The organism is bacterium, assembly GCA_035307765.1.
GTDB lineage: Bacteria > Sysuimicrobiota > Sysuimicrobiia > Sysuimicrobiales > Segetimicrobiaceae > Segetimicrobium.
Genome location: DATGHU010000051.1, coordinates 20784 through 44838, shown reverse-complemented (window position 1 = coordinate 44838; position 24055 = coordinate 20784). Strand labels below are relative to the sequence as shown.

The window sequence follows — 24055 nt, the reverse complement described above, 5'->3', positions numbered from 1 at the left end:
CCTGCCTCACGAATCGGTGAGCTCCTGCTGGCCGGCCGCCAGCCCGAAGAACTGGGGAACGGGGCCGGGCCCGGGAACGACGGGGGGAGGCGGCGGCTCGCCGGTGTCCGCCGGGGGGGCCAGCCCGATCAGGTCGTCCGCCCGGACCGGCACGCGGTTGAGCGGGAGCCCGGTGGCGTCGCGAAGGGCGGCCGCCACCGCCGCCGTGGAGACGATCGTGGAAGGTTCCCCCACCCCTTTGGCGCCGAACGGGACGTCGGGTTCGGGCTCCTCGACGAGCGCGGCGACCACCGGCGGCATGTCCAGGATCGTGGGAATCAGATAGTCGGTGAACGACGCGTTCTTGATCCGGCCGCCCTCAAGCTGGACTTCCTCCATCAGCGCCAGGCCGATCCCTTGGGCGGTGCCGCCCTCGATCTGGCCGTGCACGCTCTGGGGGTTCAGGGCGCGCCCCACGTCCTGAGCCGTCGCGATCTGGACGACCCGCGCCAGCCCGAGCTCGGTGTCCACCTCCACCACCGCGCGCTGGGCGGCAAACGCGAACGCCACGTGGGGATCGCCCGCGCCCGACGCGTCCAGCCGGGTGGTCTGGCGATGGTGGTACACGCGGGTCACCTCGATCGGGTCCCCCAAGTAGGCATCGACGGGCCCGACCGGGTGCCCCCCCACCAGGATCCGCCCCTCCTCCACGCGCAGGTCGCCGCGAGCGTCCCTGCCGCCGGAGCGCACCCGCGCCGCGAGGACGTCCCTGACCGCCGCACAGGCCAGCTGCACGGCCCCTCCCGACATCATCGTCTGCCGCGACGCGGAGCTCGACCCGGCAGAGCCCATCGTCGTGTCCGGGGGATGCACGACCACCGCTTCCACGCCGAGTTCGGTCCGAACGATCTGGGCGAGGACCGTGTGCACCCCCTGTCCCACCTCGGCCGCCGCGCACCACACCTCCGCTCGCGGCCCGCCGGGCGTGGTCGCGAGGCGAACGCGCGCCTGTGACGAATCGTCGAACCCCTCGCTGTAGGCGATGTTCTTCCACCCCACCGCAAAGCCGACCCCCCGACGGAGCCCCTCGCCCCGGGATACGTTTCCGGCGCCCCCCGGGTAGCGAAGGCTCCCCGCGCCCGCCGCACCCTCCCCGCGCGCCTCGGGCATCGGCAGGGCGGCACAGCGGGCAATCACCTCCCGCACCGGCGCGCTGCCGCGGAGCCGCTGGCCGGTCGCCAGGACCGCCCCGGTGGCCAAGGCGTTCTGGAGGCGCAGGGCGACGGGGTCCCGGCCGAGCGCACGCGCGAGCTTGTCCATCTGCGCCTCGTAGGCGAAGCAGGCCTGGACCGCGCCGAAGCCCCGCATCGCGCCGCAGGGCGGGTTGTTGGTGTACACGCAGGTCCCCTCGATCAGCACGTTCGGCACCTCGTACGGACCGGTGGCAAAGGTGCTGGCGTTCGCGATCACCGCGGACGACGAGGAGGCATACGCTCCGCCGTCGACGAGGAGCCGCGCGCGCACGCAGACCAGCCGCCCATCGCGGGCGGCCCCGTGCCGCATCCAGATCCGGGATGGGTGCCGGTGCACGTGGCCGAAGAACGACTCCTCGCGGCCGTACACCATCTTGACCGGCTTCCCGGTGCGAAGCGCGAGCAGACAGGCGTGGACCTGCATGCTGACATCCTCGCGCGCCCCGAACGCCCCCCCCACCCCCGCCAGGTGCAGCCGGACCTTCTCCAGCGGGAGACCGAGGCAGGGCGCGACCTGCTGGCGGTCCACGTGCAGCCATTGGGTCGCGACGTACAAGTCTACCCCGCCGTCGGCGCCCGGCACCGCCATCCCCGCCTCCGGGCCGAGCATCGCCTGATCCTGCATCCCCGTCTCGTAGTACCCGTCGACCCACACCTTGGCGGAGGCGTCGGGATCGCCGCGCACGATCCGCGTGTGGCGGAGCACGTTCCCGAACTCGTGCACGCGCGGCGCGGCCCCCTCGAGCGCCCTGGCCATGTCGGTCACCGCCGGCAACACCTCGTAGTCCACCGCCACTCGCTCCGCCGCGCGCCGGGCGGTCTCCGGGTCGGCGGCCGCCAGGATCGCCACCGGCTCTCCCGCGTAGCGCACCCGATCCCACGCCAGGACCGGTTGGTCGGCGAACTCCAGCCCGTACGTCTTCTTGCCGGGCACGTCCCCGGCAACGAGCACCGCGTGCACGCCGGGGGTGGCCAGCGCCTTCGCGATGTCGACGCTCCGGATGCGCGCGTGCGGGTGCGGGCTTCTGATCGTGTGCCCCCAGAGCCCTCCCGGTGCCCAGAGGTCGCTGGCGAAAGCAAAGCTCCCCCGCACTTTGGGGACGCCGTCGATCCGGCGCGCGCTCTCCCCTACGCCGCCCCGCACCGGCCCCACCGTGCGGATGCTCATCCCCCGCCCCCGCGCATCCGCTCGGCGGCGATCCTCACGGCGTCGAGGATCTTCTCATACCCCGTGCACCGGCAGAGGTTCCCGGACAGCGCTTCGCGCACCACCGCGTCGTCGGGGGAGATGCCCCTGGCGAGCAGATCGGCCACGGCGACGATGAACCCCGGGGTGCAGAAACCGCACTGCGCCGCGCCCGCCTCGAGAAACGCCTCCTGGACGGGATGGAGGCGATCGCCGTCCGCCAGCCCCTCCACGGTGCGCACCTCGCGTCCGTCCACCTGCGCGGCGAGCACGAGGCAGGAGCAGACGAGGTCGCCGTCGAGCCAAACTGAGCACGATCCGCATTCCCCCTGTTCGCAGGCATTTTTTGCGCCGGCGAGGCCCAGATGCTCGCGCAGCATGAAGAGGAGGCTGGCCCCCGGCCAGACGTCGGCCGCCCGCACCTCGCCGTTGACGCGCGCCGTGACCCGCGTCATCCACTACCGCCCGCGGCTCGCCCCTGGACCGCGGCGCGGGAGGCGATCGCGAAGGGCCCAGCCGAGCGCGCGCCGCGCGAGGACGCCACAGGCGTGGCGCCGGTACGCGGCGGTGCCGCGGACATCGTCGATCGGCCGGGCGCCGTCCGCGACCTCCGCCCCGAACTGCTCCACGGCCCGGGCGGGCAGCGGGGCGGCCCGATCGTCCCACACCCCGGCTGCCGCAAGCGCCTCCGCGAGGTGCATCTCCGCGCCGCGGACCCGCAGCACCGTGGGGCCGACGGATCCCAGGGCGACCCGCACCTCCCGGCGCTCCTCATCGACCACCAGGCAGAGGCTGGCGATCGCGATGACCATGGCGTTTCTCGGACCGACCTTGGAGAACGACCCCGGTCCCGAGGGCACGCGCCACCGCGCGCCGACGATCAACTCGTCGGGGCGGAGCGCGCTGCGCCTGGGCCCGACCAGGAATTCGGCCCACGGGACCGTCCGCTGCCCTCCGGCGCTCGCCAGCGCCACCTCGGCGTCGTACGCCGCGAGCACGGGGAGCGCGTCTCCGGCCGGCGAGGCGGTGCCGAGGTTTCCCCCCACCGTGCCGCGGTTGCGGATCTGCGGCGAGCCGACGGCCCGCGCCGCCTCGGCCAGCGGGGTGACCGCCGAGAGGTCCCGCACGATGACCGCGTACGTGACGCCGGCTCCCAAGAACAGCTGGCCGTCTTCCCACCGCCACCGCGCCAGCTCGGGGAGGTGCGAGATGTCGATCAGGCGTTCCGGGCGCCGCCGGTCAAAGTTGAGATCGACCATCAGATCGGTCCCGCCGGCGATCGGGACCGCCTCGGGGTGCTCGGCCTTCATCGCCAGCGCCTCGGGCAAGGTGCGGGGCCGGAGGACGTCCCTCATCCGCGGTGCCGCGTGTACCCGATGATCCCGTAGGGGGGACGCGGATCGCAGTAGACGTTGACCCGCGGATCCCGCTCGCACGTCTGCGCCGTATCCCAGAGGCGGTTTTCCGCCTCAAACGAGACCTCATCGATCGCCGGAAAATGCCCGAGCACGCGCTCGCCCATCTCGTGGAGCAGATGCTGGATCGACTTCGACACGAACTCCGCAAACGTCGCCATCACCACGTCCCGCACCGCCGCGCTCGGCACCCGGTCGGCAAACGTCCGGTACCGCCAGTAGACGTTGAGGTGGATAAACAGCGGCCGGTCGGCCGTCTCGGGCAGCGTCGTGTAGTCGTCGCGGGGAAACCGGGCGAACGAGCTCCCCGTGATCTTGATCAGCCGCAGCGCCTCGCGCCCGGAGCGGTGCCGCCGGATGCCGGCGCGATCCATGGTCAGCTCGGCCACCTCGTAGTCCTCCTCCAGCTGCTGGAACAGCACCGTCCCGCGGCGCGCGAACACCAACTCGCGTCCGTGTAGGGCAAGGTGCTCGATGTGGGCGTAGGCGTCGAGAAACCGCCGGCCGAGCAACGCCAAAAACTCCTCCAGCGCCGCCCCGTCGTAGCCGAGCGCCGTGGCGTGGATGAAGTTCTTCATCGTGTCGGTCGGGACCACCATCGCGTTGTCCCCCTGCGTATACGCGGGCAGGAAGGCTTGCCCCGACACATCCAGCCGGATCTCGGCGGCGAACAGCGTGCTCCGCCCGTCCGTCCGGTAAACCCTCACCGCCGCCTTGCCGTAATGGATGCTCATCGGGACCGATACCGGTCGAGGGCGATGGAGACGAGCTCGTCCAGCCCGGTCCGGAGTTCCTCCTCGGGGGTGTGCGTGATCCGGGCGCGGAGCAGGCGAAGGATCTCCGATCGGGGGCGCCGGTTGACGAAGACCACGAATCGGAACCCGAACTTGGCCTCGTAGGCGCGGTTCAGCCGGGCGAGCTCGGCGAGCACCTCGGGGTCGTCCTCCCGTCCCTGCTCCCGCGCCGACGCCGCCGAAAGGCGCCCCGCGCCGATCGGCGGGTGCGCGTTCAGCGCCTCGCGCTGCTCTTCCTCCGGTAGGCGCGCGAGCAGGGTCCGGGCCTCCGCAAGCGGATCGGCGCACGCCGCCAGCCGCTCGACGAATCGGGTGCGACCCTCGAAGAGCGCGGCGAGCTCGTCCGCGGTCAGCTGCCGCGGTACGTGGTGCATGCGTAGGGGGCGACGAGCAACGGGACGTGATAGTGCCGCCCGGGGTCGTCCACGGCGAACTCGATCTGGATGCACGAGAAGAAGCGCCCGCCGAGGCGGAACACCAAACGGTACGAGCCCCGCTCCAGCGGCCCCTGCACCAGATCGGTGATCCTCCCGTCGGCATCGGTGGCCTGAGCCGAGAGGAGCACATCCCGCCGGAACAGCTCGACGCGAAGCCCGCGCGCGGGTTCCCCCCGTTCGGTGTCGAGGACGTGGGTCGAGATCGACGGCCTCACCCTTCGAGCGCCCGCTCCGTGGCCCGGACGAAGGCGGCGATCTCCGCCTCGCCCATCGGCGCGGAGAGGCATCCCATGCCACGCGGGGCCACGAAGATCCCCTCGTTGAGCAGCCGGAAGAAGACCTCGCGCAGCCGATCCGCGTCCCCGGTCCGCATCGTCCGGAAGTCCACGACCTCGACGTCGGTGAAGTGGAGGTTGAAGAGGGAGCCCATCCCCGTCACCTGCGCCGCAATCCCCTTGCGCGCGAACACATCCCGCAGCCGCGAGCGGAGGTCGTCGCCCATGGCGTTGAGGCGGTCGTACACCGCGGGGGTGAGGGCCTCGAGCGTCGCCGTGCCGGCGACCATCCCGATCGGGTTCCCATTGAAGGTGCCGCTCTGGGGAATGGACGGGCGGCCCCCCCGAGGATCGAGCGGCGCCATGATGTCCGCGCGGCCGCCGAACGCGGCGACGGGGTATCCGCCGCCGATGATCTTGCCCATCACGGTCAAATCGGGGACGATCCCGTAGGCGCTCTGGGCGCCCCCGGATGCGACGCGCAGGGTGATGATCTCGTCGAAGATGAGGAGGACGCCGTACCGCGCGGTCGCCTCCCGCACCCGGGCGAGGTACTCACGCCGCGCCGGGATCATCCCGCTGGACCCGAGCACGGGCTCGATGATCACCGCGGCGAGGGTGTCCTGGTGCTGGCGGATCAGCGCTTCGGTCGCCTCCGCGTCGTTGAACGGGAACACAACGACGTCGTCCACCACGCGCTCGGGGAGCCCCTCGGTCGCCGGCAGGGACGCCGGCCGGCGGGGATCACCGGCACGCGAAGGGTCGGGGCTCACGGAGACGGACGCGTACTCGGACGTCCCGTGGAACCCGCCCTCGGGTTTCGCGATCTTCGTCCGCCCGGTGAACGCTCGAGCGAGCCGCAGCGCAAACATCACCGCCTCGGTCCCCGAGCTCGCGAATCGGAGCCGCTCGACCGACGGCACGCGCCGAGTGATCAGCTCGGCGAGCGCGATCTCATGACGGGTCGGCGCGGCGAAGGCGCTGCCGAGGGCGACCTGGGCCTGGACCGCGGACACGACGGCCGGGGGGCAGTGGCCGAGGATCAACGACGTATAGTTGTTCGAGAAATCGATCCGCTCGTTGCCGTCGACATCGGTAATCCGGCACCCCTCGCCGCGCTCCATGTACGGGGGATACGGGTCGAAGTACACCGAGGTGCGGGTGATCCCGCCCGGGAGCACGGACCCGGCGCGGTCGCCGAGGGCCTGTGACCGCCGATTGGCCCGGAGGTACTGCTCGACGACCGCCTTTCCATATACTGTCGCCATCGGCGCGCCTCGGTGGAAGACGTTCCTCACGATCAGGGGAGTATTCGCTGGGCGGCAGGGGCATCCTTTGCCCCGCTCGGTGTCACAATTCCGCACCCGCCGCCCTCTGGAGAATGCGGGGCCCCTCACGATGGGTATATATCGGATAGTGCCAATGTGGAGTGAGAGGAGACAGAACCATGATCGCCGCTGAGAGCGCGCACTGCCCGCACGACGAAAACACCCCCGAGGCCTTCGTGCGAGCCGTGATCGGGGTGCACGAGCACACGCTGGCGAAGCTGCACGCGTTGATCGCGGGGACCGTGCTCCCGAACACCGTTCGGGCGGCGCGCGACGCTGAGATCATCCGCCGCTACTGCGCCCGGCACGGGCTGAACCCGGCCGGATCCGGCGGCCGCCCGGCGCACCACCCGCTGCCGGCCTACGCCTGATCGCGGGGGGCGGGACGGCTCCCCGCCTCCGCGGTCGCGCCCGGACGGGCGGGCCGCTTAGCGCGCGCCGCCGAGCACCGCCTCTGAGGGGACGGCCTCCCGTCCCGCGGGCACGGTCAAATCGCAGACGGCGTTGTAGTCCGGTTCCCCACAGCTGGGGTCGTAGTGTCCGGTCCTGATCAGCGTGTTGCCTTCCGGCCAATGCACGGCCAGGTTTCCCGGGGTGATCGCGGCGATGCGGACCTTCCCCCGGAACTCTCCCGCCTCGGACCGGAGGATCACGGGGTCGCCCCGCTTGAGGTTTCGGCGGCGGGCATCCGCGGCGGAGATGAACACGTCGTCGCGGTCCGATCCGGTCAACGGGTCGCGGTCGCCCCACACCATGCTGTTGAACTGGTTCCCGCGGCGGGTGGAGACGTAGAACTTCCCGGGGGGCAGGCGCCGATCCGGCCACCGCGGAACCACGAAATGCGCCTTACCATCGGGGGTGTTGAACCGGTTGTCGGCGCAGAGCCGGGGACCGCCCCACTGCACCTGGTCGCCCTTCCTCGTGAGGCGCTGGATGCCGTCGTACGAGGGGATCACGCTGGCGATATCGTCCCGGATCTGCTGGGTGGTGTCGTAGTGGATGAGCCGGCGGCGATCGGGGTGCACCCGCTCGGCGATGAGCATGGGGATCTCCCACTCCGGCTTGGCTTCGCCGATGCGCCGCCCGGGGATTTCCGGGCTGAACACGATCCGCCGCTCGGTCGTCGTCTCCGTCACCCCGCCCGGCGTCTCGTACCTGGTGGCCCCGGGGAGGATCACCGAGACCTCTCCGGGATCGAGCAGCATCATCGGGCTGATCACGATGTCCTGGAAGATCCGGACCGGCACCCGGGCCAGCGCCTCCCGCACGTAGGCAGGGTCGGGCATCGTTTCGATGAAATTACCCCCCACCGAATACAGCAGGTCGAACTTCCCCTCGTGCGCGGCGTTGATTGAGGCGGCGGCGGTCACCCCGGGCTTCGCCGGAACGTCGAAGCCCCACAACTCCTTCATCGTCGCCATCGTCTTGGGGTCGCCCACCTTGCGCCCCTGTCCGTAAGTGTTCGGCACCGCGCCCATCTCCGCGCCGCCCTGGACGCCGGAGTGGCCGCGGATGGGATTCAGTCCGGTGTGGGGCCGGCCGATGCGGCCCATCGCGAGGGCGAGGTTGGCGATGGCGAACACGTTCTGCTGGCCGTGCTCGTGCTGGGTCACGCCCATCGACCACGTGGAGATCGAGGTCTCGACGCCGGCGTAGAGATCGGCGAACCGGCGCATCTCGGCGGCGGTCGTCCCGGAGTCCTGCTCCAGCGATTCCCAGGCCAACGCGCGCACGTGAGTCCGCAGCTCCTCGAACCCAACGCTGTACTTGGCGATGAAGTCCTCGTTCAGCCGGTTGGTCTCCACCAGGTGCTTCAGCGCCCCGGTGAGGAACGCGGCATCGCCGCCGATCGCCACCTGGAAGAACTCGTCCATGATCTTGGTGCCGAAGACGGCGCTGTCCCACGACGACGGCACCCAATAGCGGTCCAGCCCTTCCTCGCGGTAGGCGTTGATCACCACGACGCGGGTGCCCCGTTTCTTCGCCTCGTCGATGTACTTCACGGCCACGGGTTGGTTGTTGGCGAGGTTGGTCCCGATCAGCACGAGGAGGTCGGTCCCGATCCAATCGCGGTAGGAACAAGTGGTCGCGCCGTACCCGATCGCGACGCCGAGGCCCGTCGTGCTGGGGGCATGGCAGATCCGCGCCGAGTTATCCACGTTGTTGGTGCCGAAGAATCGCGCGGCCTTCTGCAGCACGAAGTACGGCTCGTTCGGCATGCCGCGCGACGTCATGTAGAAGTACATGCGGTCCGCATCCCGGGCCACCACCCCGCGGATCTGCTCCGCGCACACGTCGAGCGCCTCGTCCCAGGATACCCGCCGGTACCCCGGCTCGCCCTTGCGCCAGACCATCGGGTAGGGAAGTCGGCCCAACTGCCTGAGCGCTTTCGCCGACCGGCCGCGCAGCCGCTGCGGCTGCTCGAGCACGCGGTGGTCGACCGCGGGCATCGTGTTCAGGCGGAGCATCTTGAGCCGGATCGTGCAGAGGTGGATCCCTTTCATCGTCCAGTCCCGGAGCCCCACCGTGCCGAGGGAGCACCCGTCGCAACACCCGTCGTTCAGGATCCGCCAGGCAAACCCGAGTTGGTCGCTGTTCTCCCCGAGCACCTTGGCCATCTCGAGGTAGTGGTTGGGCTTCGTGTAGCCGATCCCGATCGGAGAGGGACTGACATACCGCCGCGCCTTTCCGGTGCGCCGCTGCCCGTTTACGTCCATACGCCACCTCCGCTCGCAGATCTTCGCGCGTGCCGGCCCCCCCCCCCACGGGGCGCCCGGCGTCAGTCGATCCCCGTGATCGCCTGCCCGCGGTGCCGGATCCGGTGCGCGCCGCAATACACCGAGAACCGATCGCTCCGCACGAAACCGATCAGGGTCATTCCAAATGTCCGGGCCACATCGCAGGCAAGGCTCGACGGAGCGGAGATGGCCGCGACGACGGGGATTTCGGCGACCGCGGCCTTCTGCACGATCTCAAAGCTCGCCCGTCCGCTGACCATCAAAAGACAGCGGTGCAGCGGCGTCGACCGGTTGAGCACGGCGTGGCCGACGAGCTTGTCCACCGCGTTGTGGCGCCCGACGTCCTCGCGGATCGCCAACAGGTGCCCCCGCTCATCGTAGAGGCCGGCGGCGTGGAGGCCCCCGGTCTTGTCGAAGATCGCCTGCCCGCCGCGCAGCGTCTCGCCCAACCGCCCGACGACGTCGGCGTCCACCTCGAGGCCGGGCGCGGCGGGGCGGACGCCGCGGACCCGGATCGCCTCGATCGACGCCTTCCCGCACACCCCGCAGCTGGAGGTGGTATAGAAGTTGCGCCGAAGGCGCTCGGTATCGACCTCGACGCCGGGCCGGAGGAAGACGTTCACGATGTTGTAGCGCTGCGTACTCTCGAGGGAGTGGTCGGCGCAGTAATTGATGTGGTCGATCTGTCCCGCGTCCTCCACGATCCCTTCGCTGTACAAGAACCCCGCGGCCAGCTCGAAATCATGCCCGGGGGTGCGCATCGTCACCGCAACCTGGACGTACGGGGATCCGACGCCGGGGTACAGCCGGATCTCCAGGGGCTCCTCGACCGCGAGTTGATCGTCACGGAGGCGCACCTCGTCCGCCCGCACCTGAGCCACGCGGCGTCGTGTCGTGCTCGTGCGGGGGGACTCGGGCTCGCGTTCGCGACCCGCGGCCTCCGGCCGGTTGGTTCGAATCGCCACACGCGGCTCCGCACCATCAGACGTCTGCACAGTCCGACCCTTTCGAGGGTATCGTAGCATCGCCCCCCAGGAGCGTCAATTAATCGGCCGGGGCGCTGTTCCCGCACCCATTCGCGCCAGAACCGCGTCCCGCACGCGCCGCAGCTCATCCGCCCGTGCCTCCGCGTTCATCCCCGGCAACGCCGGGATCGACACGAGCACCTCGCCCGAGGCGGCGCCCGGTTTCTGCTGGCCCACCTGTATCACGGGGTCGGCGGGGTGCGTGAATCCCTCGACGAGCACAAGATCGGGGGGCTTCCCCCAGACCCGCTCCGCGGCCGCGGCGGCCAGGGCGACGGCCCCACCGGGGTGAGCCGCCGGCGCGGCGATGCGCAGGACGGTCTCCACGGGCCCGGCGAGCACAACCACGCGGGCGCCCGCCTCGACCATGCGGGCGCTGTCGCTTCCCTCGCGGTCGGCGTCGTACCCGTGTGCGGCGTGCTTTACGGCGACGGCGCGGATCCCGTCGGCGACCAACCGCTGAATCAGGTCGACGATCACAATCGTTTTCCCGGATCCGGATGCCCCAACGATCCCGATCACCAGCGGTCCCGGGTGGACCGGGGGCAGGATCAGGCGGTCGCGATCCTCATCGCGATCGAGCCGCAGCGCCGAGACCGGGGTTCCCGACGGCAGAGGCGGAGTCCCCGGTGGGATCAGGACAAGGGCGTTGGCGCCGAGGAGCGCGCCGACCGTCCCGGCGGCATCGCCGTACAGGATCTCCGCCGAGGGAAGCCCCGTCGGTGTGGGGACGATCCGCGCCCACAGCGCGCGCGCCTCTTCCGCCGGACGGGAAAACCCGACGGCCAACGCGGCGTCCTCGAGCGGCCTGATCACCCGACGCCTTCCCCCCAACCGCAACAGAAACGGGCGTGCCAGGAGGTGGAACGCCGCGAGGCAGGCCACCGGCGTCCCCGAGAGTCCGACGGCCCACGACGCGGCGAAGCGACCGGTAAAGAAAGGGCCGCCGGGCTTGAGGTCCACCCGCCCCACAATCCGCTGGGCTCCGAGGTCGAGCCAGGTGCGGTGGACCGCGTCGTACCGGCCGATGGACACGCCCCCGGTGGAGAGGACCACATCGTATGCATCGCGCAGCGCGGCGAAGATCCGGCGCATATCGTCGGGCGCGTCGCGGACGATGCCCCGGTAGTCGACCTCACACCCCGCGGCGCGGAGCAGGCCCCGCAGGGTCACCGCGTTGCTGTTGAACACCCGTCCCGGCGGCGGGGCCGCCGCCCCATCGGTCGCCTCAACCAACTCATCGCCCGTCGCCACCACCGCGACCCGAGGACGCCGGTACACCGACACCGTGCCCAACCCGCACGCGGCCAGCGCGCCCGCCGCGGTCGGTCCCACCACCTCGCCCGCGGCGATCAGCGCAGCCCCCTCTCGAATCAGCTCTCCGGGTGGGGAGATATGCGTCTTCCGACCGGGGGACTGCGCGATCTGCACGTCATCGCCCTGGCGCCGCACCATTTCCACGGGGACCACCCGGTCGCCGCGAGGGGGCATCGGCGCGCCGGTCGTGATCGCCCAGGCCTCCCCGCGGGCCGGCCCGCCCTCCGGTCCCTCCCCCATCCGGACCCCGCCGGTGAGGCGGAGGACGACGGGCCGATCGGGGGATGCCCCGCGAACGTCTGCGTCGTGACACAGGTATCCGTCCATCGCCGCGCGGGCGAAGTGCGGCACAGGGGCGGTGGCGCGAACGTCTTCCGCCGCGACCCGCCCGGCCGCGTCCGCGGCCGGGACGGATTCCGCCGACAGCGGCACCGCCGCCGCCAGCAACCGGCCGAGCGCCTCTTCGAGTCGCGCCACAATCCCCCCCCATGCGGCGCGGGAGGAGTGGGTCCCGCGCGGGTGAATCTATTGTTAATTTTATTGGAAGGGGTGTCAATCTACCGTGCGAGGGGAGGTGAAGCCGACGTGACCATTCGGCGTGCTCCGCGCGCCGATGAGCGAACCAATCGACGATGCGATCAGAGGGGGGATTTCACGTGGCTCGGGACGAGCTTCCGAATCGATGGGGGATCGCCGTGGCCGCCGTCGTCATGCAGTTGTGCCTGGGGGCAGCCTACGGCTGGAGTGTCTTCAATAAGCCGCTGATTGCGAGTGAGCACTGGACGATCACCCAGACCGCACTGAATTTCACGCTCGCCATCCTCTTCCTCGGCGTAGGCACGGTGATCGGCGGCCTGTGGCAGGACCGCGCCGGCCCGCGCAAGGTGGCCACCACCGCCGGGGTCCTCTACGGGGTCAGCTACATGCTCGCCGCCCTTGCCGCAAAGAACCACTCGCTCGGCGGACTGTACCTCAGTTACGGCGTGCTGGGCGGGATCGGCATGGGCATGGGCTATATCTGTCCGGTGGCGACGCTGGTAAAGTGGTTCCCGGACAAGCGGGGCTTGATGACCGGGGTCGCCGTCTGCGGCTACGGGGCCGGGGCCTTGGTCATGAGCCCGATCGCCGCCCGCGAGATCATCCTCTACGGCGTCCCGGCGACCTTCCTCACGCTCGGGATCGCCTATTTCATCTTAGTGATCGCCGCGGCACAGTTCTACGCCAACCCCCCCGCCGGCTGGAAGCCGGCCGGGTGGGAACCGCGCGGAGCGGTGGCGAAGGCGGCCAGCACGTATAACTACGAGGTCGCCGAGGCGATGTCCACGCCCCAATTTTGGGTCCTGTGGCTGATCCTCTTCTGCAACGTCTCCGCGGGGATCATGGTGATCTCGCAGGCGTCGCCGATGGCGCAGGAGATGGTCGGCCTCTCCCCGGTGGCGGCCGCCGGCATCGTTGGACTGATCTCGATCTTCAATGGGACCGGCCGGGTCTTCTGGGCCTGGGTGTCGGACATGATCGGCCGAAGGACGGTCTTCATCATCATGTACGCGATCCAGGCGGTTATCTTCTTCCTCCTGCCCACGCTCAAGGACGCGACGACCTTCAGCATCGCGATCGCGATCATCGGCCTCTGCTACGGCGGCGGCTTCGGCAGCATGCCGTCGTTCACGGCCGACTTCTTCGGCCCGAGGAAGATGGGTGGAATCTACGGGTGGATCCTGCTGGCGTGGGGTGCCGCCGCCATCCCGTCGCCCATTCTGATTGCGCGGATCCGCCAGGCCACGGGGCACTTCGAGTCCTCCCTCTACATCGTCGCGGTGTTCATGGTGGTGGTGCTGATCTTCCCGCTGATCGCCCGCAAGCCCGCGAAGGCGCAGCCGGCGGTCCTCTCCCCGGCGCGGTGAAGCTCGCACGGACGGGGGCGGGACCGGAATTACCGGGTCCCGCCCCTGCCCCGTCGGTCTTCCTCCGCATTCACCTGAAGAGCGGCCCCCCGATGACGTAGAGGGCGATCCCACCTCCCACGCAGGCCCATACCGGCACCCCGCGCCAGGAGAGCCACCCGCCGACGCCGACCACGAGCCAGCGAAACCACGTATCGGTGCGGAGCTCCAAACTCGACGCCGTAAGGGCGGCGAACGCCGCCACCGGCACCAGCGCAAGGGCCCGAACCGCCCACCCGCCTCGGATCGGCGCGCCGAGGAGGCCGACCAAACGGGTCAGGTAGGTGGCCACGGCCATGGCGACGATCGTTTCAGTCATGCGCCCGCAGCCCGCAGAGCATCCCGAGCACCGTGGCCACCACAAACCCGGCCCCGCCCGGCAGCCTCGGCACGCTCACCAGCGCCGCGAGGAAGGACGCCGCGGCCGCCTGCCGGTTCGCTGGACCGCGCAGGAGCGGCGCCAGCAGCGCCGCAAACGTCAGCGGAAACACCAGGTCGAGCCCCGCCGACCTCGGGTCGGGGACCGCGGCCGTGACCACCGCCCCGAGCGCGGTCCCGACGTTCCAGGCGACGTAGAGGGAGATCCCCGCGCCCAACAGGTAGGCCACGCTTCCCCGTCCGTCGAGATAGGCGCGGGTGCCGAGGCCGTAACTTTCGTCCACCAGGAAGAAGGCCACCACCCCGCGGAGGCCGGGCCGCGCCTCGCGGAGCGGCTGGGCGAGCGACAGCCCGTAGAGCACATGGCGAAGGTTGATCAGCGCGGTGGCGACCACGAGGACGCTCCGCGGTGCCCCTTGGGCCAGCAGGCGCACCGCGGTGAACTGCGCGCCCCCCGCGTACACCAGCAGCGACATCACCTGGATCTCCCACGCGCTGAGCCCAGCGCGGCGGCCCACCACCGCGTAGACGACCCCAAACGGGACGACCCCCAACCACAGGGGGAGCGCATCGACGACGCCCGCACCGAATCTGCGGCGCGGCGGCGGATCGGTCACACGATCACCCCACGATCGGCCCGGGCCGGTGGCCTTTCACCCCGCGCCGCGGCCGCGGCGCCCCCCCCGCCCCAGTTGGAGCCGACCCCCCTCGCGATGGTCACGCGGCGATCACGCAGCTGGATAAGGTCGCCGTAGACCGTCCCGCTCCCCGAGGAGCCGGTCACGCGTAGGCTTCGTAGAGGGCCCGTCCCACTTCGGCGATCGCCATGCGGCCCGCCAGATCGTCCGCCAAATCCCGCGTGAACACCGTGACGATACACGGTGATTTCGGCGCGTAGAGCACCCCGGCGTCGTTGCTCACCCTGGCCAACGAGCCGGTCTTGTGCGCGATCTCGATCGCCAGCGGCAGTAACAGCGGAAGTCGGTCGCGCACCTGCTGACGCCGCATGATGCCGAGCACCTGCCTCGAGACCGCTACCGGCAGCGGCCCGGCCCCGCCGCGGCCGTTGCCGAGGGTCGGGCCGACGATGTGTCCGATCAACATTCCCATCTCGCGGGGTGTGGCCATGTTGGCCTGTACGTCGTGGTAGACGCGGCAGTGCGGATCGAGTTCCCGCTTCCGGAGACGATCAACCGCCTGCCGTCGGGTCTCCGGCGAGTCGGGGGCGCCCCCCAGGCCGACGAGGTCGTTGAGGAGCTCCCGACAGCCCATGGCGACCGTCGTCCGGGGCAGCCCGCACGATCGGAGGCGGGCGTTCACCGCGTCCTTGGTCACGAGCCCGAGCAGGATGTCGGTTGCGGTGTTGTCGCTGATGATGATCATCAGCGTCGCCAGGTCGCGGATGGTCAAGGGGGTGCCGGCGGAGAGCTCCTTGAGCACGCCCGACCCCGGCACCTTCATGTCATCGGTCAGGGTCACCCGCTCCTCCAGGGACCGCCGTCCCGCCTCCACCTGGGACATCAGCTCGACCAGCAGCGGCACCTTGAACACGCTCGCCATCTGAAACGGCTGATCGGCGTTGAGGGCGATCTCTTCCCCGGAGGGGAGCGCGCGAATGTAGACCCCCATCATCCCATCGAGCCGTGCCGCGATCCCATGAATGCGCTCGTACAGTTGACCGGCCATCCTCGCCTCCATCTGTTAATTCCGGCGCGACGAAACCCACCCTGGGACGGCCGCGCGACGCGGGCCCGAGCGCGACGTGATCGGACGGAGGTCAGGCGCGACCCGCGCCAATCACATAGCGCTCCACCCATTCGACGACGCGCCGCGTGAAGTCAATCCGGTGACTGGGGCGACCGTTGCCGAGGAAGAGGTGGCTCTCTCCGGGATACCGCACGAACTCCGCCGGCACCCGGCCCTCGGAGATGAGCCCAATGAAGAACTCCTCGCCCTGGCCGATCGGACAACGATCGTCGGCTTCCCCGTGCAGGATCAGCGTCGGGGTCCGGACCCGATCGACGTAATTGATGGGCGAGAGACGCCGATACCTCTCACGGTGGGCGATCAACTCGCCATCCATCTCCCACGGCGTGAACCACATGCCGATGTCCGAGGTCCCGTGGAAGGACTCGAGGTTCGTGACCGGGGCACCGACCACCCCCGCCTTGAAGCGGTGGGTGTGGGTAATCGTCCACGCGGCCATGAAGCCGCCGTACGAGTACCCCGCCACGGCCAGTCGGTCCGGATCCGCGATCCCCTCGCTGACGAGCGCGTCCACGCCGGCCAGTTGCTCGGGGAGATCGCGCTCCCCCCATCGCCCTCGGGCGGCATGGGCGAACGCCTTGCCGTACGATCCGGACCCGACCGGGTTGAGCGCCAGCACCGCCCACCCGCGGGAGGCAAGGACGTAGCGGTAGAAGTAGCCGAGCGGGAACTGGTTGCCGTGGAAACTGGCGGGGCCGCCATGGATGTCCAGCAGGAGCGGCGCCGGCGCGCTCCCGGCCTTCGACCGAATCAGCCATCCTTCCACCACGCCCCCGTGCGGGCTGGCGATGGTCCGACGTTCCACGCGGGGCAGCGCCAGCTGCGAGAGGACGGCATCGTTCGTAGCCGTCAGCCGCCGCTCCTCCGAGCCGTCCCACCGACACGCGTAGACGTCGCTCGGGAGCTGTGGATCCGTTGCCACGAACGCGATCCGGCCGGGGCCGGGGACGGCACTCGCACTCATCACCTGGCGCTCGCCGCCAACGACCGTGCGCACCGAACCGCCGCCCACCCGGGCACGGACGATATGGATGTTGCCCGAGTCGGCCGCGAGGAAGGTCACCGAGTCGCCGTCGGGAGCCCACACCGCCCCCGGCGTGACCGCGGGTCGGGCGACGAGCACCACCTGCCGATCGTCCCCCTCGGTGAGCCGCCGCGGCGGACCGCCGGTCGTCGGCACCAACCAGACCCGCACCATCGGATCACCCATCCCGGGCTCCTGCATGTCCGTCCCGTAACACACGATCCACGCGCCGTCGGGGGACCAGCTGGGAGACGTCGCCCGCCCGACGTTCTCGGTCACGCGCCGCGCGTCGCCGCCATCCGCGTCCATCACCCAGATATCGCACACGTTGAAATCGGCGACCCCGCCGCGCGCGCGGCTGAAGGCGATACGGCTTCCGTCGGGCGACCAGGCGGGCGCCACGGCGTCCCCCTCTCCCCGGGTCACCTGAGTGGGGGTGCCGCCGTGCACCGAAAGCACGAACAGGGAGCTGGTGGCGCCCCCGATGTACCCTTGGCCGTCCGACTTGTAGTGGGCTTTGGTCACGACCTTGGGCCGCTCCGCCCAGCGCGCCTGGGCCGCCGGGTCCGCGGGCGGGGGCTCGTTCGGCACGCGCGCCGCGAGCACGATTCGCGTGCCGTCGGGGGACCACACGGCCGGGCTGCTCACGTCTCCGGGCGCGCTGAGCTTCCGCGGCTCACCGCCCCGGGCGGGCATCAGGTACATCTCCGCGCGGGCACCGTCGCGGTCGGAGAGAAAAGCCAGCCACGTCCCGTCGGGAGACCAGCGCGGGGCGCTGTCCCGCTTGGGGCCTCGGGTCAGCTGAACCGGGTCCCCGCCCCCGACCGGCACCGTCCAAATCGTCGAGCGATACCCATCCTCTTCCACTGCCATCTCGGTCCGCGTGTACGCCACCGCGCCTCCGTCGGGCGAGAGCTGGGCGTCGGCCACGGCCTTGATCGAGATCAGATCATCGGGGCGCAGGGCGCGCGGTGTGGGGGTGGGCATGAATCGTCAGATCCTCCGCGGTCACGACATGCAAAAACCTGGCGGTAGGGTTCCAGGAGGCCTGCACGAAACCCTAGGACCCTACCCCCTCCCGCCGGGAGCAGGTAAACCACCCCCGGCGAGGAACCCAACCGGGGGGAGCACCCAGGAGGCGCTGATCGGGTGGGACGACGAATCTTCTCGGCCTTGCCAGGGGTCCTGACCGTGTGCCTGGTCGCGGTCGCCTCCGCATATTTGATCGCGCATCCGCCAGCCCGGACGACGACCGCCGCGACGACATCGGGCACGGCCGAACCGTCGATCGGCCCCGCAGCGGCCCCGGCGGGCCCCCCGGCACCTGCCCCACCCGCGGCCGCCCTTCCTCCCGGGGTGATCGCGAACACCCCCGCAGTGGGGATCCCGGAATCGGCTCCGGTCCCGGCCCCGTCGGAGCCCAAAGCGGCCCCGGCAATTCCCCCATCCGAACCCCCACCCGCGATCGCGTTGCCCCAGCCGATCGCTCCCACCCCCCCGGCCCCGATAGTGCCGGAGGCGAGCCCGCCGGCATCTTCCCAGTTTCACGTGCAGGCCGGGGCGTTCAAGATCCGGGGGAACGCGGAGGACCTTGTGCAGCAGCTCCGCGCCAGCCACTATCCCGCCGCGATCATCAATCAGGGGCCGCTGTTCCTCGTCTGGGTCGGCCCGGGGGTCGACCGCCCGGCGGCGGAGCGTCTGATGAAGGCGCTGCAAACCGACGGGTTCGACGCCGCCTTAAGCGTCTCGCCGTAACCGCTCCGCTAGACGGACCGGCGCGGAACAAACGGGAACGGCGTCGCCAACTGCTCCAGAATCATCCGCTCCAGCATGACGTGAATGCCCTTTTCGCCGTTCACCACCTGGGTGACGCGCAGGTCGGCGGCGATGCTGGCCAGGCGGTAGGCGTCGCGCCACGCCATGCCTCCAAACCGCACGAGCAGGTCGAGCAGCGAGCGCACGGCGATGCGCGCCGCCCGGTCCAAGCTCGCGTCGAAGCCCATGGCGATCAGGTGCGACGGTGTCACGGCAACGGGCAGGGCGAGCTCGAAATCCGAACGGATATTCAGTCGAAACTCCCCGTCCAGCGAGGTTTCGATCGCGGTGATGTTCACCTCCCCATCCCCCTGCGCGGCGTGCCCGTCACCCACACTCAGCAGCGCCCCCTCGGTCCAGATGGGCAGAAACAGCGTCGTCCCCGCAACCAGCTCCTTGTTGTCCATGTTTCCCCCGTGGCATCGGGGCGGGGCGGTGTCCACACGCCCCCAGCCGATCGGCGGGGCCACGCCGATGACGCCGAAGAAGGGCCGAGTCGGAAGCGTGAGGCCCGGCGGGACCGTGGCCACGCCCGTCTCGCGATCGATGGGAATGATCTGACGATCGCGCCGATCGATGGCCTCGGGGAAGATCCCTTCGAGTGGAGCGAGGGTATTGTATCCGTAGGGTGCGCCCAGCGTCACGGATAGAATGTCCACCTGCAGGACGTGGTTCGGCCGGGCCCCCCGCACGGCAATGGGGCCGGTCAACAGGTGTCCGCCGGGGCCCCGGTCGTGGACCTCGGCGTAGATGCCGGGGATCTCGGGGGGGATCCAGCCGCTCGGGACCGGATCGTCGGGGGCGCCGGAGACGCTGCGGAGGTGGATGACCTCTCCGGGGACGACCTCGGCGACGGGCGCGAGCGAAGCGTCAAAGTACCCCCAGTGCACGGTGCGCGGCGATGGCTCTAGGCGCTTCACCTCGGTGGTGCCTCCTTCGCGGGAGCCCGTGGGATGGTGGCACTGAGACATTCGGAGGGGATGGGTCGGTTCTCCCCCATGTCACGGACAAGGCATGACGGAGCGCGTCCACGAACAGCATGGAGCCGCCGCCCCGACCTGACGACGACCCGAGGGCAGGCGCCCGATCGCCGAGAGGCGGGCAAGGAATCCCAGTTCGGGCGAGGGGAGGAACATGACACTCAAGGTCGCAATCGTGGGCGGGGGAGCGATCGGCAGCGCGATCGCGTCCTTTGTCGCCGGCCATCCGAAATTCTCCGGTGAGGTCTGCGTGGTGGAGCGGGACCCTTCGTACAAGGTGGCCTCCTCGGCCCTATCGGGAAGCGCGATCCGCCAGCAGTTCTCGACCCCGGTAAACATCGAGCTGTCTCGTTTCGGCATCGCGTTCCTCCGGACGATCAGCGCGGACATCGGCCTCCGCGAGCCTGGATACCTCTTCCTGGCCACCGGCGCGACGCTCTCGACGCTGCAGGCGGTCCACCGCCTGCAGCGGCAGCACGGGGTCGAGGTGGCGCTGCTCGAACCCAAGGCGCTGTCCGCCAGGTTCCCGTGGCTGTCGACGGAGGGGATCGCCGCCGGATCTCTGGGCCTCTCCGGCGAAGGGTGGTTCGACGGATACTTGTTGCTCCAGGCGTTCCGCCGCCGGGCGGTGGCGCTTGGCGTCAAATATCTGACTCAGGAAGCCACCGGGTTCGTGCGCACCGGTGGGACGGTGAACGCGGTCGTCCTCGGCGACGGGTCGCGGGTTCCCTGCGACGTCGCGGTCAACGCGGCGGGCCCCTGGGCGGCTTCCATCGCCGCGATGCTCGACATTGAGCTCCCCGTGCGGGCGCGGCGGCGGACGATCTTCGTATTCGCCTGCCGCGACGCCGTTCCCGACTGCCCGCTGGTCATCGACCCATCCGGGGTCTACTTTCGTCCCGAGGGCGCGCAGTTCATCGGGGGAACATCCCCCAAGGAGGGCGAAGCGGACCCGGATGATCTGCCGCTGGAAGTGGACTACACGCGCTTTGACGAGGTCATCTGGCCGGCGCTGGCCCGGCGCGTCCCGGTGTTCCAGGCGGTCAAAGTCACGGGGGGCTGGTCCGGGTACTACGAGCTGAATACGTTGGATCACAACGGAATCGTGGGCCCCCATCCCGCCTTCAGCAACGTGTTCTTCGCGAACGGCTTCAGCGGCCACGGGCTGCAACACGCCCCGGGGGTGGGACGGGGAATCGCGGAACTGATCGTCGACGGCGGATACCGCACGCTGGACCTCAGCCCGCTGTCGTTTGACCGGATCCTGGCTCGGAGGCCGCTGCACGAGCTCAATGTGATCTAACCAAGAACACCCTTCGTCCGTCCCCGGAGGCATCCGGCCTCGCCGGCGCGATTCTCGAGACGTACCGCGGGAGAGTTTCGCCCCCGGACGGCGAATCTGGTCAGGCGGAGCGGTCCGAGCATCGCCGGAATGAACGCGACGGGGGAGGCATGTGGATGAGTGAGGGTGCGTTTTCGGGACGGCGTGTGGTGGTCACCGGAGCGGGCGCGGGAATCGGTCGGGGAATCGCGACGGCGTTCGTGCAGGAAGGGGCTTGGGTGGCGGCGGTCGACGTGGTCGCCGATCGGGTCAAGAGCGTCGTGGCGGAACTCGGGGGCGGGCCGGGCCGGGCGTTTGGCGTCGCGGGGGACGTCCGCACCGCCGCGGGGGTCGACCGGATCGTCCAAGGTGCCGTCGGACACTTGGGGCGGATCGAGGTGCTCGTGAACAACGCCGCGGTGTACCCCAACTGCCCGGTGATCGAGATGCCGGAAGAACAGTGGGATGCGGTCATCGAGACCAACCTCAAGGGGACATTTCTGATGTCACGGGAGGTCGCGCGCCGGATGGTATCGGAACGCGTGGCCGGACACATCGTCAATATCGCTTCGGGCGCCTACCGATCGGCCCGGCGGGGCGCGTCGCACTACTGCGCGTCGAAGGCGGCAATCGTGATGTTCAGCAAAGTGCTCGCGCAGGAGCTGGCCGAGCACCGCATTCACGTCAACGTCGTCTCTCCCGGCCTGATCGACGTGGGGCGCCGCGGCGACGTCAATCCCGCCTATCGAGAGACGCTGATCACGAATATCCCCTGGGGCCGGATGGGGCAGCCCGCCGAGATCGCCGAGGCCGTCCTGTTCCTCTCATCCACGCAAGCGGAGTACATCACCGGGTCGGTCTTGGATGTCAGCGGTGGGTCGAGCGCCGGCCGATATTTCCTGCCCTATAGCCGCGGCTAGCGGGGCACGGTCGCTCAGCAGAGCCCTGTGACGGAGACCACCCTCCGGCGAGCGCGAGGAAACCACCACCTGGACCGCCGATCACCGACGGAGGAGGACCGCGTCGGATGCCTGATGGTCACCGCTCAGTGTTCGACAGAAGACCTCCACAATCTCTGGATCGAACTGCACCCCCGCACAACGCCGGATTTCCGCCTCCGCCTCTTCTTGGGTACCCGACTTCTTGTAAGGGCGCTCGTCAACAATCGCGCTGTAGGCATCGACCACCGCCAGAATGCGAGCCCCAAGGGGGATCGCTTTCCCACTGAGGCCGTCGGGGTATCCGCTGCCGTCCCATTTCTCCTGGTGATGGCGGACGATCTTGGCCACCCCTCGCATGCGTTCTACGGGACGCAGGATTTCCTCGCCGACGATCGGGTGCCGGCGCATGATCATCCATTCGTCCTCGGTCAACGGCCCGGGTTTGCACAGGATGCCGTCCGGAGAACCGATCTTCCCGATGTCGTGCAGGAGCGCCGCCCAGCGGATGTCCTTCGCCTCGTCATCCGGAAGGTCGAGCGCCCGGACCACGCGATCGGCCAGTGTGGCCAGGCGGTCGCTGTGGTCTCCGGTGTACGCGTCTCGGGCGTCCATCGCCCGTGCCAGAGCCAGCACCATCTGGATGTATGATTCCTCGAGGTTGTGGTGCAGCGTTTCCAGTTCGCGCGCGCGCTCGACCTGCACCTCGTAGAGCCGCGCGTTCTCGAGGGCGGAAGCGGCCTGCCAGGTGAACGTCTGAAAGACCTCCCGCTCCGGCTTCGACCACTCATGGGGCTCGTCGTAGTAACACAGCACCCCGGCGATCTCCCGTCCCTCGTAGGTGAGCGGCCAGATCCCGAGGGCCCGGAAGCCCTGACGGCTCGCGAAGCCCCGGATCGCGTCGTCCGGAGCTAAGGCCGACACGTCCGAAAACAACCCCGCACTCCCCTCCGGCAGGCGGTCGGGGATGGCGGAATCAGCGGGCAGCCCTTTGGCCCACGGGCAGGCGACGGCGCCTTCCGGTCCGCGGAGGTAGACGGCCCCTCCCGTCGCCCCGCTCAGACTCAGCGCGGCCTGTCCGATGGCCGTCGCGATGTCCGCGACGATGGCGGGACGATTCAAAGTGTCGCTCAGCGCGACCAGGCGCTTCATCAACCCGGCGTGCTGCTGGGACTCCTGGAAGATGCGAAGGCCCTCGGCCGTCGCCGCGACTTGCTGTCCGACCGCCTCAGCGAGGACGACTTCCTCCCATGTCCATGGCTTGGGGTACGGGGAGGCCAAGATCAACGCCCCGATACACCGGCCCTCGGCCACGATGGGCACGGTGAGGGACGCCCGGATGCCAATGTGGATCCACCTCTCCGCCAGCGGGTGTGCCCCGTTCCCAGACGTTGCCTGCCAGTCGGCTACGCTGGCCGCGCTGGCGGTCTTCTGCTGAGAGGACTGAGCGGCCTCCACCACGGTCTTCCCGATCTCTGGGGAGAGGCCTCGAACGACGTGGTGGTCGCCCGCCCAGATCCCGCCCATCCCGAGGGCGAGCGCCTCCAGGATCCGGTCGATCACCACCGTCAGCAGCAGTGGAAGATCGGGCGCGGCATCCGCGGCCGCAACGATCGCGTTCAACGCCTCCAAATGAGCGGTGCGCTGCTGGAACTTCCGATCGGTCCGCTTGCGCATGCTGATGTCGCGGCCGATCCCGTGGACCCCCACCACCTCCCCGTCCTGGGTGATTGGACGCGAGCATACCTCCAGCGGGACCTGACGGCCGTCCTTGGCCAGGACTTCGAGTTCGCAGGTCGTGGAGCTCAAGCCCCTGACGGCGTGGTCCAGCATTTGCAGAACCGTGCTGAGGCTCTCCGCCGCAACGATCTGACCGATATTCGATGCGAGGAGTTCCTCGCGCGTGTACCGCGTGAGTTTTTCCCCAACGGGATTAATAGATGTGAAATTCCCCGCCAGGTCAGTCGTGTAGATCAAGTCGCTGGCGTTCTCGAACAACTCGCGGTAGTGGGCCAGATCCTCGCTCGCGCCCTCCCCGCTTTGGAGAACGTTGGCGACGCGGTGAAGCGGCCGCACCGGCTTTCCCGTGCCGCCATGCTTGTGGACCTCGCTCGCGGATGATCGCATGATTCCCTTTCCAGA

Annotated in this window: 21 protein-coding genes; 5 read left to right on the top strand and 16 right to left on the bottom strand. The window is 69.8% G+C overall.

Annotated features, from left to right (window positions below; translation table 11 throughout):
• Positions 1-6: 6 nt before the first annotated feature.
• From pucD to VKV57_17645, 7 genes are read right to left on the bottom strand one after another with little or no spacing between them, the layout of a single operon-like run.
• Entirely contained in the window at positions 7-2400 is a 2394-nt protein-coding gene (pucD, locus tag VKV57_17675) for a xanthine dehydrogenase subunit D (GenBank protein HLW61735.1), read from the bottom strand.
• Positions 2397-2873, bottom strand: a complete 477-nt coding sequence (locus VKV57_17670; protein ID HLW61734.1) for a (2Fe-2S)-binding protein — start codon at positions 2871-2873, stop codon at positions 2397-2399. Before VKV57_17670 ends, pucD begins: the two co-directional genes overlap by 4 nt.
• Before the next feature lie 3 nt (positions 2874-2876).
• Positions 2877-3773, bottom strand: coding sequence for a xanthine dehydrogenase family protein subunit M (locus VKV57_17665; protein HLW61733.1), 897 nt, complete (start codon positions 3771-3773; stop codon positions 2877-2879).
• On the bottom strand, positions 3770-4567 hold the full coding sequence (gene pucL / locus VKV57_17660) for a urate oxidase (GenBank protein HLW61732.1): 798 nt from the start codon (positions 4565-4567) through the stop codon (positions 3770-3772). The genes VKV57_17665 and pucL overlap by 4 nt, the downstream gene beginning before the upstream one ends.
• Positions 4564-5001: a 2-oxo-4-hydroxy-4-carboxy-5-ureidoimidazoline decarboxylase gene (locus VKV57_17655; protein ID HLW61731.1), complete on the bottom strand. Its 438-nt coding sequence runs from the start codon at positions 4999-5001 to the stop codon at positions 4564-4566. The genes pucL and VKV57_17655 overlap by 4 nt, the downstream gene beginning before the upstream one ends.
• Positions 4977-5279 (bottom strand): hydroxyisourate hydrolase, encoded by a 303-nt coding sequence (gene uraH / locus VKV57_17650; protein ID HLW61730.1) that lies wholly within the window; start codon positions 5277-5279, stop codon positions 4977-4979. Before uraH ends, VKV57_17655 begins: the two co-directional genes overlap by 25 nt.
• Entirely contained in the window at positions 5276-6607 is a 1332-nt protein-coding gene (locus VKV57_17645) for an aspartate aminotransferase family protein (protein HLW61729.1), read from the bottom strand. The genes uraH and VKV57_17645 overlap by 4 nt, the downstream gene beginning before the upstream one ends.
• A gap of 179 nt (positions 6608-6786) precedes the next feature.
• On the opposite strand from VKV57_17645, the gene VKV57_17640 reads away from it, so the two are divergent.
• On the top strand, positions 6787-7038 hold the full coding sequence (locus tag VKV57_17640; GenBank protein HLW61728.1) for a hypothetical protein: 252 nt from the start codon (positions 6787-6789) through the stop codon (positions 7036-7038).
• Between the two features lie 57 nt (positions 7039-7095).
• Here VKV57_17640 and VKV57_17635 read toward each other — a convergent pair whose 3' ends face one another.
• The 3 genes from VKV57_17635 to VKV57_17625 all read right to left on the bottom strand — a co-directional run bounded on the left by VKV57_17635 (position 7096) and on the right by VKV57_17625 (position 12224).
• The gene (locus tag VKV57_17635) at positions 7096-9384 is read right to left on the bottom strand and encodes an FdhF/YdeP family oxidoreductase (protein HLW61727.1); all 2289 of its coding nucleotides are present in this window, start codon (positions 9382-9384) and stop codon (positions 7096-7098) included.
• A gap of 62 nt (positions 9385-9446) precedes the next feature.
• On the bottom strand, positions 9447-10370 hold the full coding sequence (fdhD, locus tag VKV57_17630; GenBank protein HLW61726.1) for a formate dehydrogenase accessory sulfurtransferase FdhD: 924 nt from the start codon (positions 10368-10370) through the stop codon (positions 9447-9449).
• A 75-nt stretch (positions 10371-10445) separates the two neighbouring features.
• On the bottom strand, positions 10446-12224 hold the full coding sequence (locus VKV57_17625) for a molybdopterin-guanine dinucleotide biosynthesis protein MobB (GenBank protein ID HLW61725.1): 1779 nt from the start codon (positions 12222-12224) through the stop codon (positions 10446-10448).
• A gap of 155 nt (positions 12225-12379) precedes the next feature.
• On the opposite strand from VKV57_17625, the gene VKV57_17620 reads away from it, so the two are divergent.
• Positions 12380-13651, top strand: a complete 1272-nt coding sequence (locus VKV57_17620; GenBank protein ID HLW61724.1) for an OFA family MFS transporter — start codon at positions 12380-12382, stop codon at positions 13649-13651.
• Positions 13652-13721: 70 nt separating this feature from the next.
• On the opposite strand, the gene VKV57_17615 is transcribed toward VKV57_17620, so the two are convergent.
• From VKV57_17615 to VKV57_17600, 4 genes are all read right to left on the bottom strand, one after another.
• A complete protein-coding gene (locus tag VKV57_17615) occupies positions 13722-14009 on the bottom strand; it encodes an AzlD domain-containing protein (protein ID HLW61723.1) in 288 nt (95 codons plus the stop codon).
• Complete coding sequence (locus VKV57_17610) at positions 14002-14685, bottom strand: AzlC family ABC transporter permease (GenBank protein HLW61722.1); 684 nt, start codon at positions 14683-14685, stop codon at positions 14002-14004. Before VKV57_17610 ends, VKV57_17615 begins: the two co-directional genes overlap by 8 nt.
• A gap of 163 nt (positions 14686-14848) precedes the next feature.
• Positions 14849-15754 (bottom strand): serine hydrolase, encoded by a 906-nt coding sequence (locus VKV57_17605; GenBank protein ID HLW61721.1) that lies wholly within the window; start codon positions 15752-15754, stop codon positions 14849-14851.
• Positions 15755-15845: 91 nt separating this feature from the next.
• Positions 15846-17846 carry a S9 family peptidase gene (locus VKV57_17600; protein HLW61720.1) on the bottom strand — a complete coding sequence of 667 codons (2001 nt, stop codon included), beginning with the start codon at positions 17844-17846 and terminating at the stop codon, positions 15846-15848.
• Between the two features lie 162 nt (positions 17847-18008).
• Between VKV57_17600 and VKV57_17595 the strand changes: the two genes are divergently transcribed.
• The gene (locus VKV57_17595; GenBank protein ID HLW61719.1) at positions 18009-18614 is read left to right on the top strand and encodes an SPOR domain-containing protein; all 606 of its coding nucleotides are present in this window, start codon (positions 18009-18011) and stop codon (positions 18612-18614) included.
• 8 nt (positions 18615-18622) lie between these two features.
• On the opposite strand, the gene VKV57_17590 is transcribed toward VKV57_17595, so the two are convergent.
• On the bottom strand, positions 18623-19594 hold the full coding sequence (locus VKV57_17590) for an acetamidase/formamidase family protein (GenBank protein ID HLW61718.1): 972 nt from the start codon (positions 19592-19594) through the stop codon (positions 18623-18625).
• A 214-nt stretch (positions 19595-19808) separates the two neighbouring features.
• Here VKV57_17590 and VKV57_17585 point away from each other — a divergent pair, with 214 nt between their 5' ends.
• Both VKV57_17585 and VKV57_17580 read left to right on the top strand, forming a co-directional pair.
• Positions 19809-20957, top strand: coding sequence for an FAD-dependent oxidoreductase (locus VKV57_17585; GenBank protein HLW61717.1), 1149 nt, complete (start codon positions 19809-19811; stop codon positions 20955-20957).
• Positions 20958-21112: 155 nt separating this feature from the next.
• A complete protein-coding gene (locus tag VKV57_17580) occupies positions 21113-21895 on the top strand; it encodes an SDR family NAD(P)-dependent oxidoreductase (GenBank protein ID HLW61716.1) in 783 nt (260 codons plus the stop codon).
• An 81-nt stretch (positions 21896-21976) separates the two neighbouring features.
• On the opposite strand, the gene VKV57_17575 is transcribed toward VKV57_17580, so the two are convergent.
• Positions 21977-24040, bottom strand: coding sequence for an HD domain-containing phosphohydrolase (locus VKV57_17575; GenBank protein ID HLW61715.1), 2064 nt, complete (start codon positions 24038-24040; stop codon positions 21977-21979).
• Positions 24041-24055 lie beyond the last annotated feature (15 nt).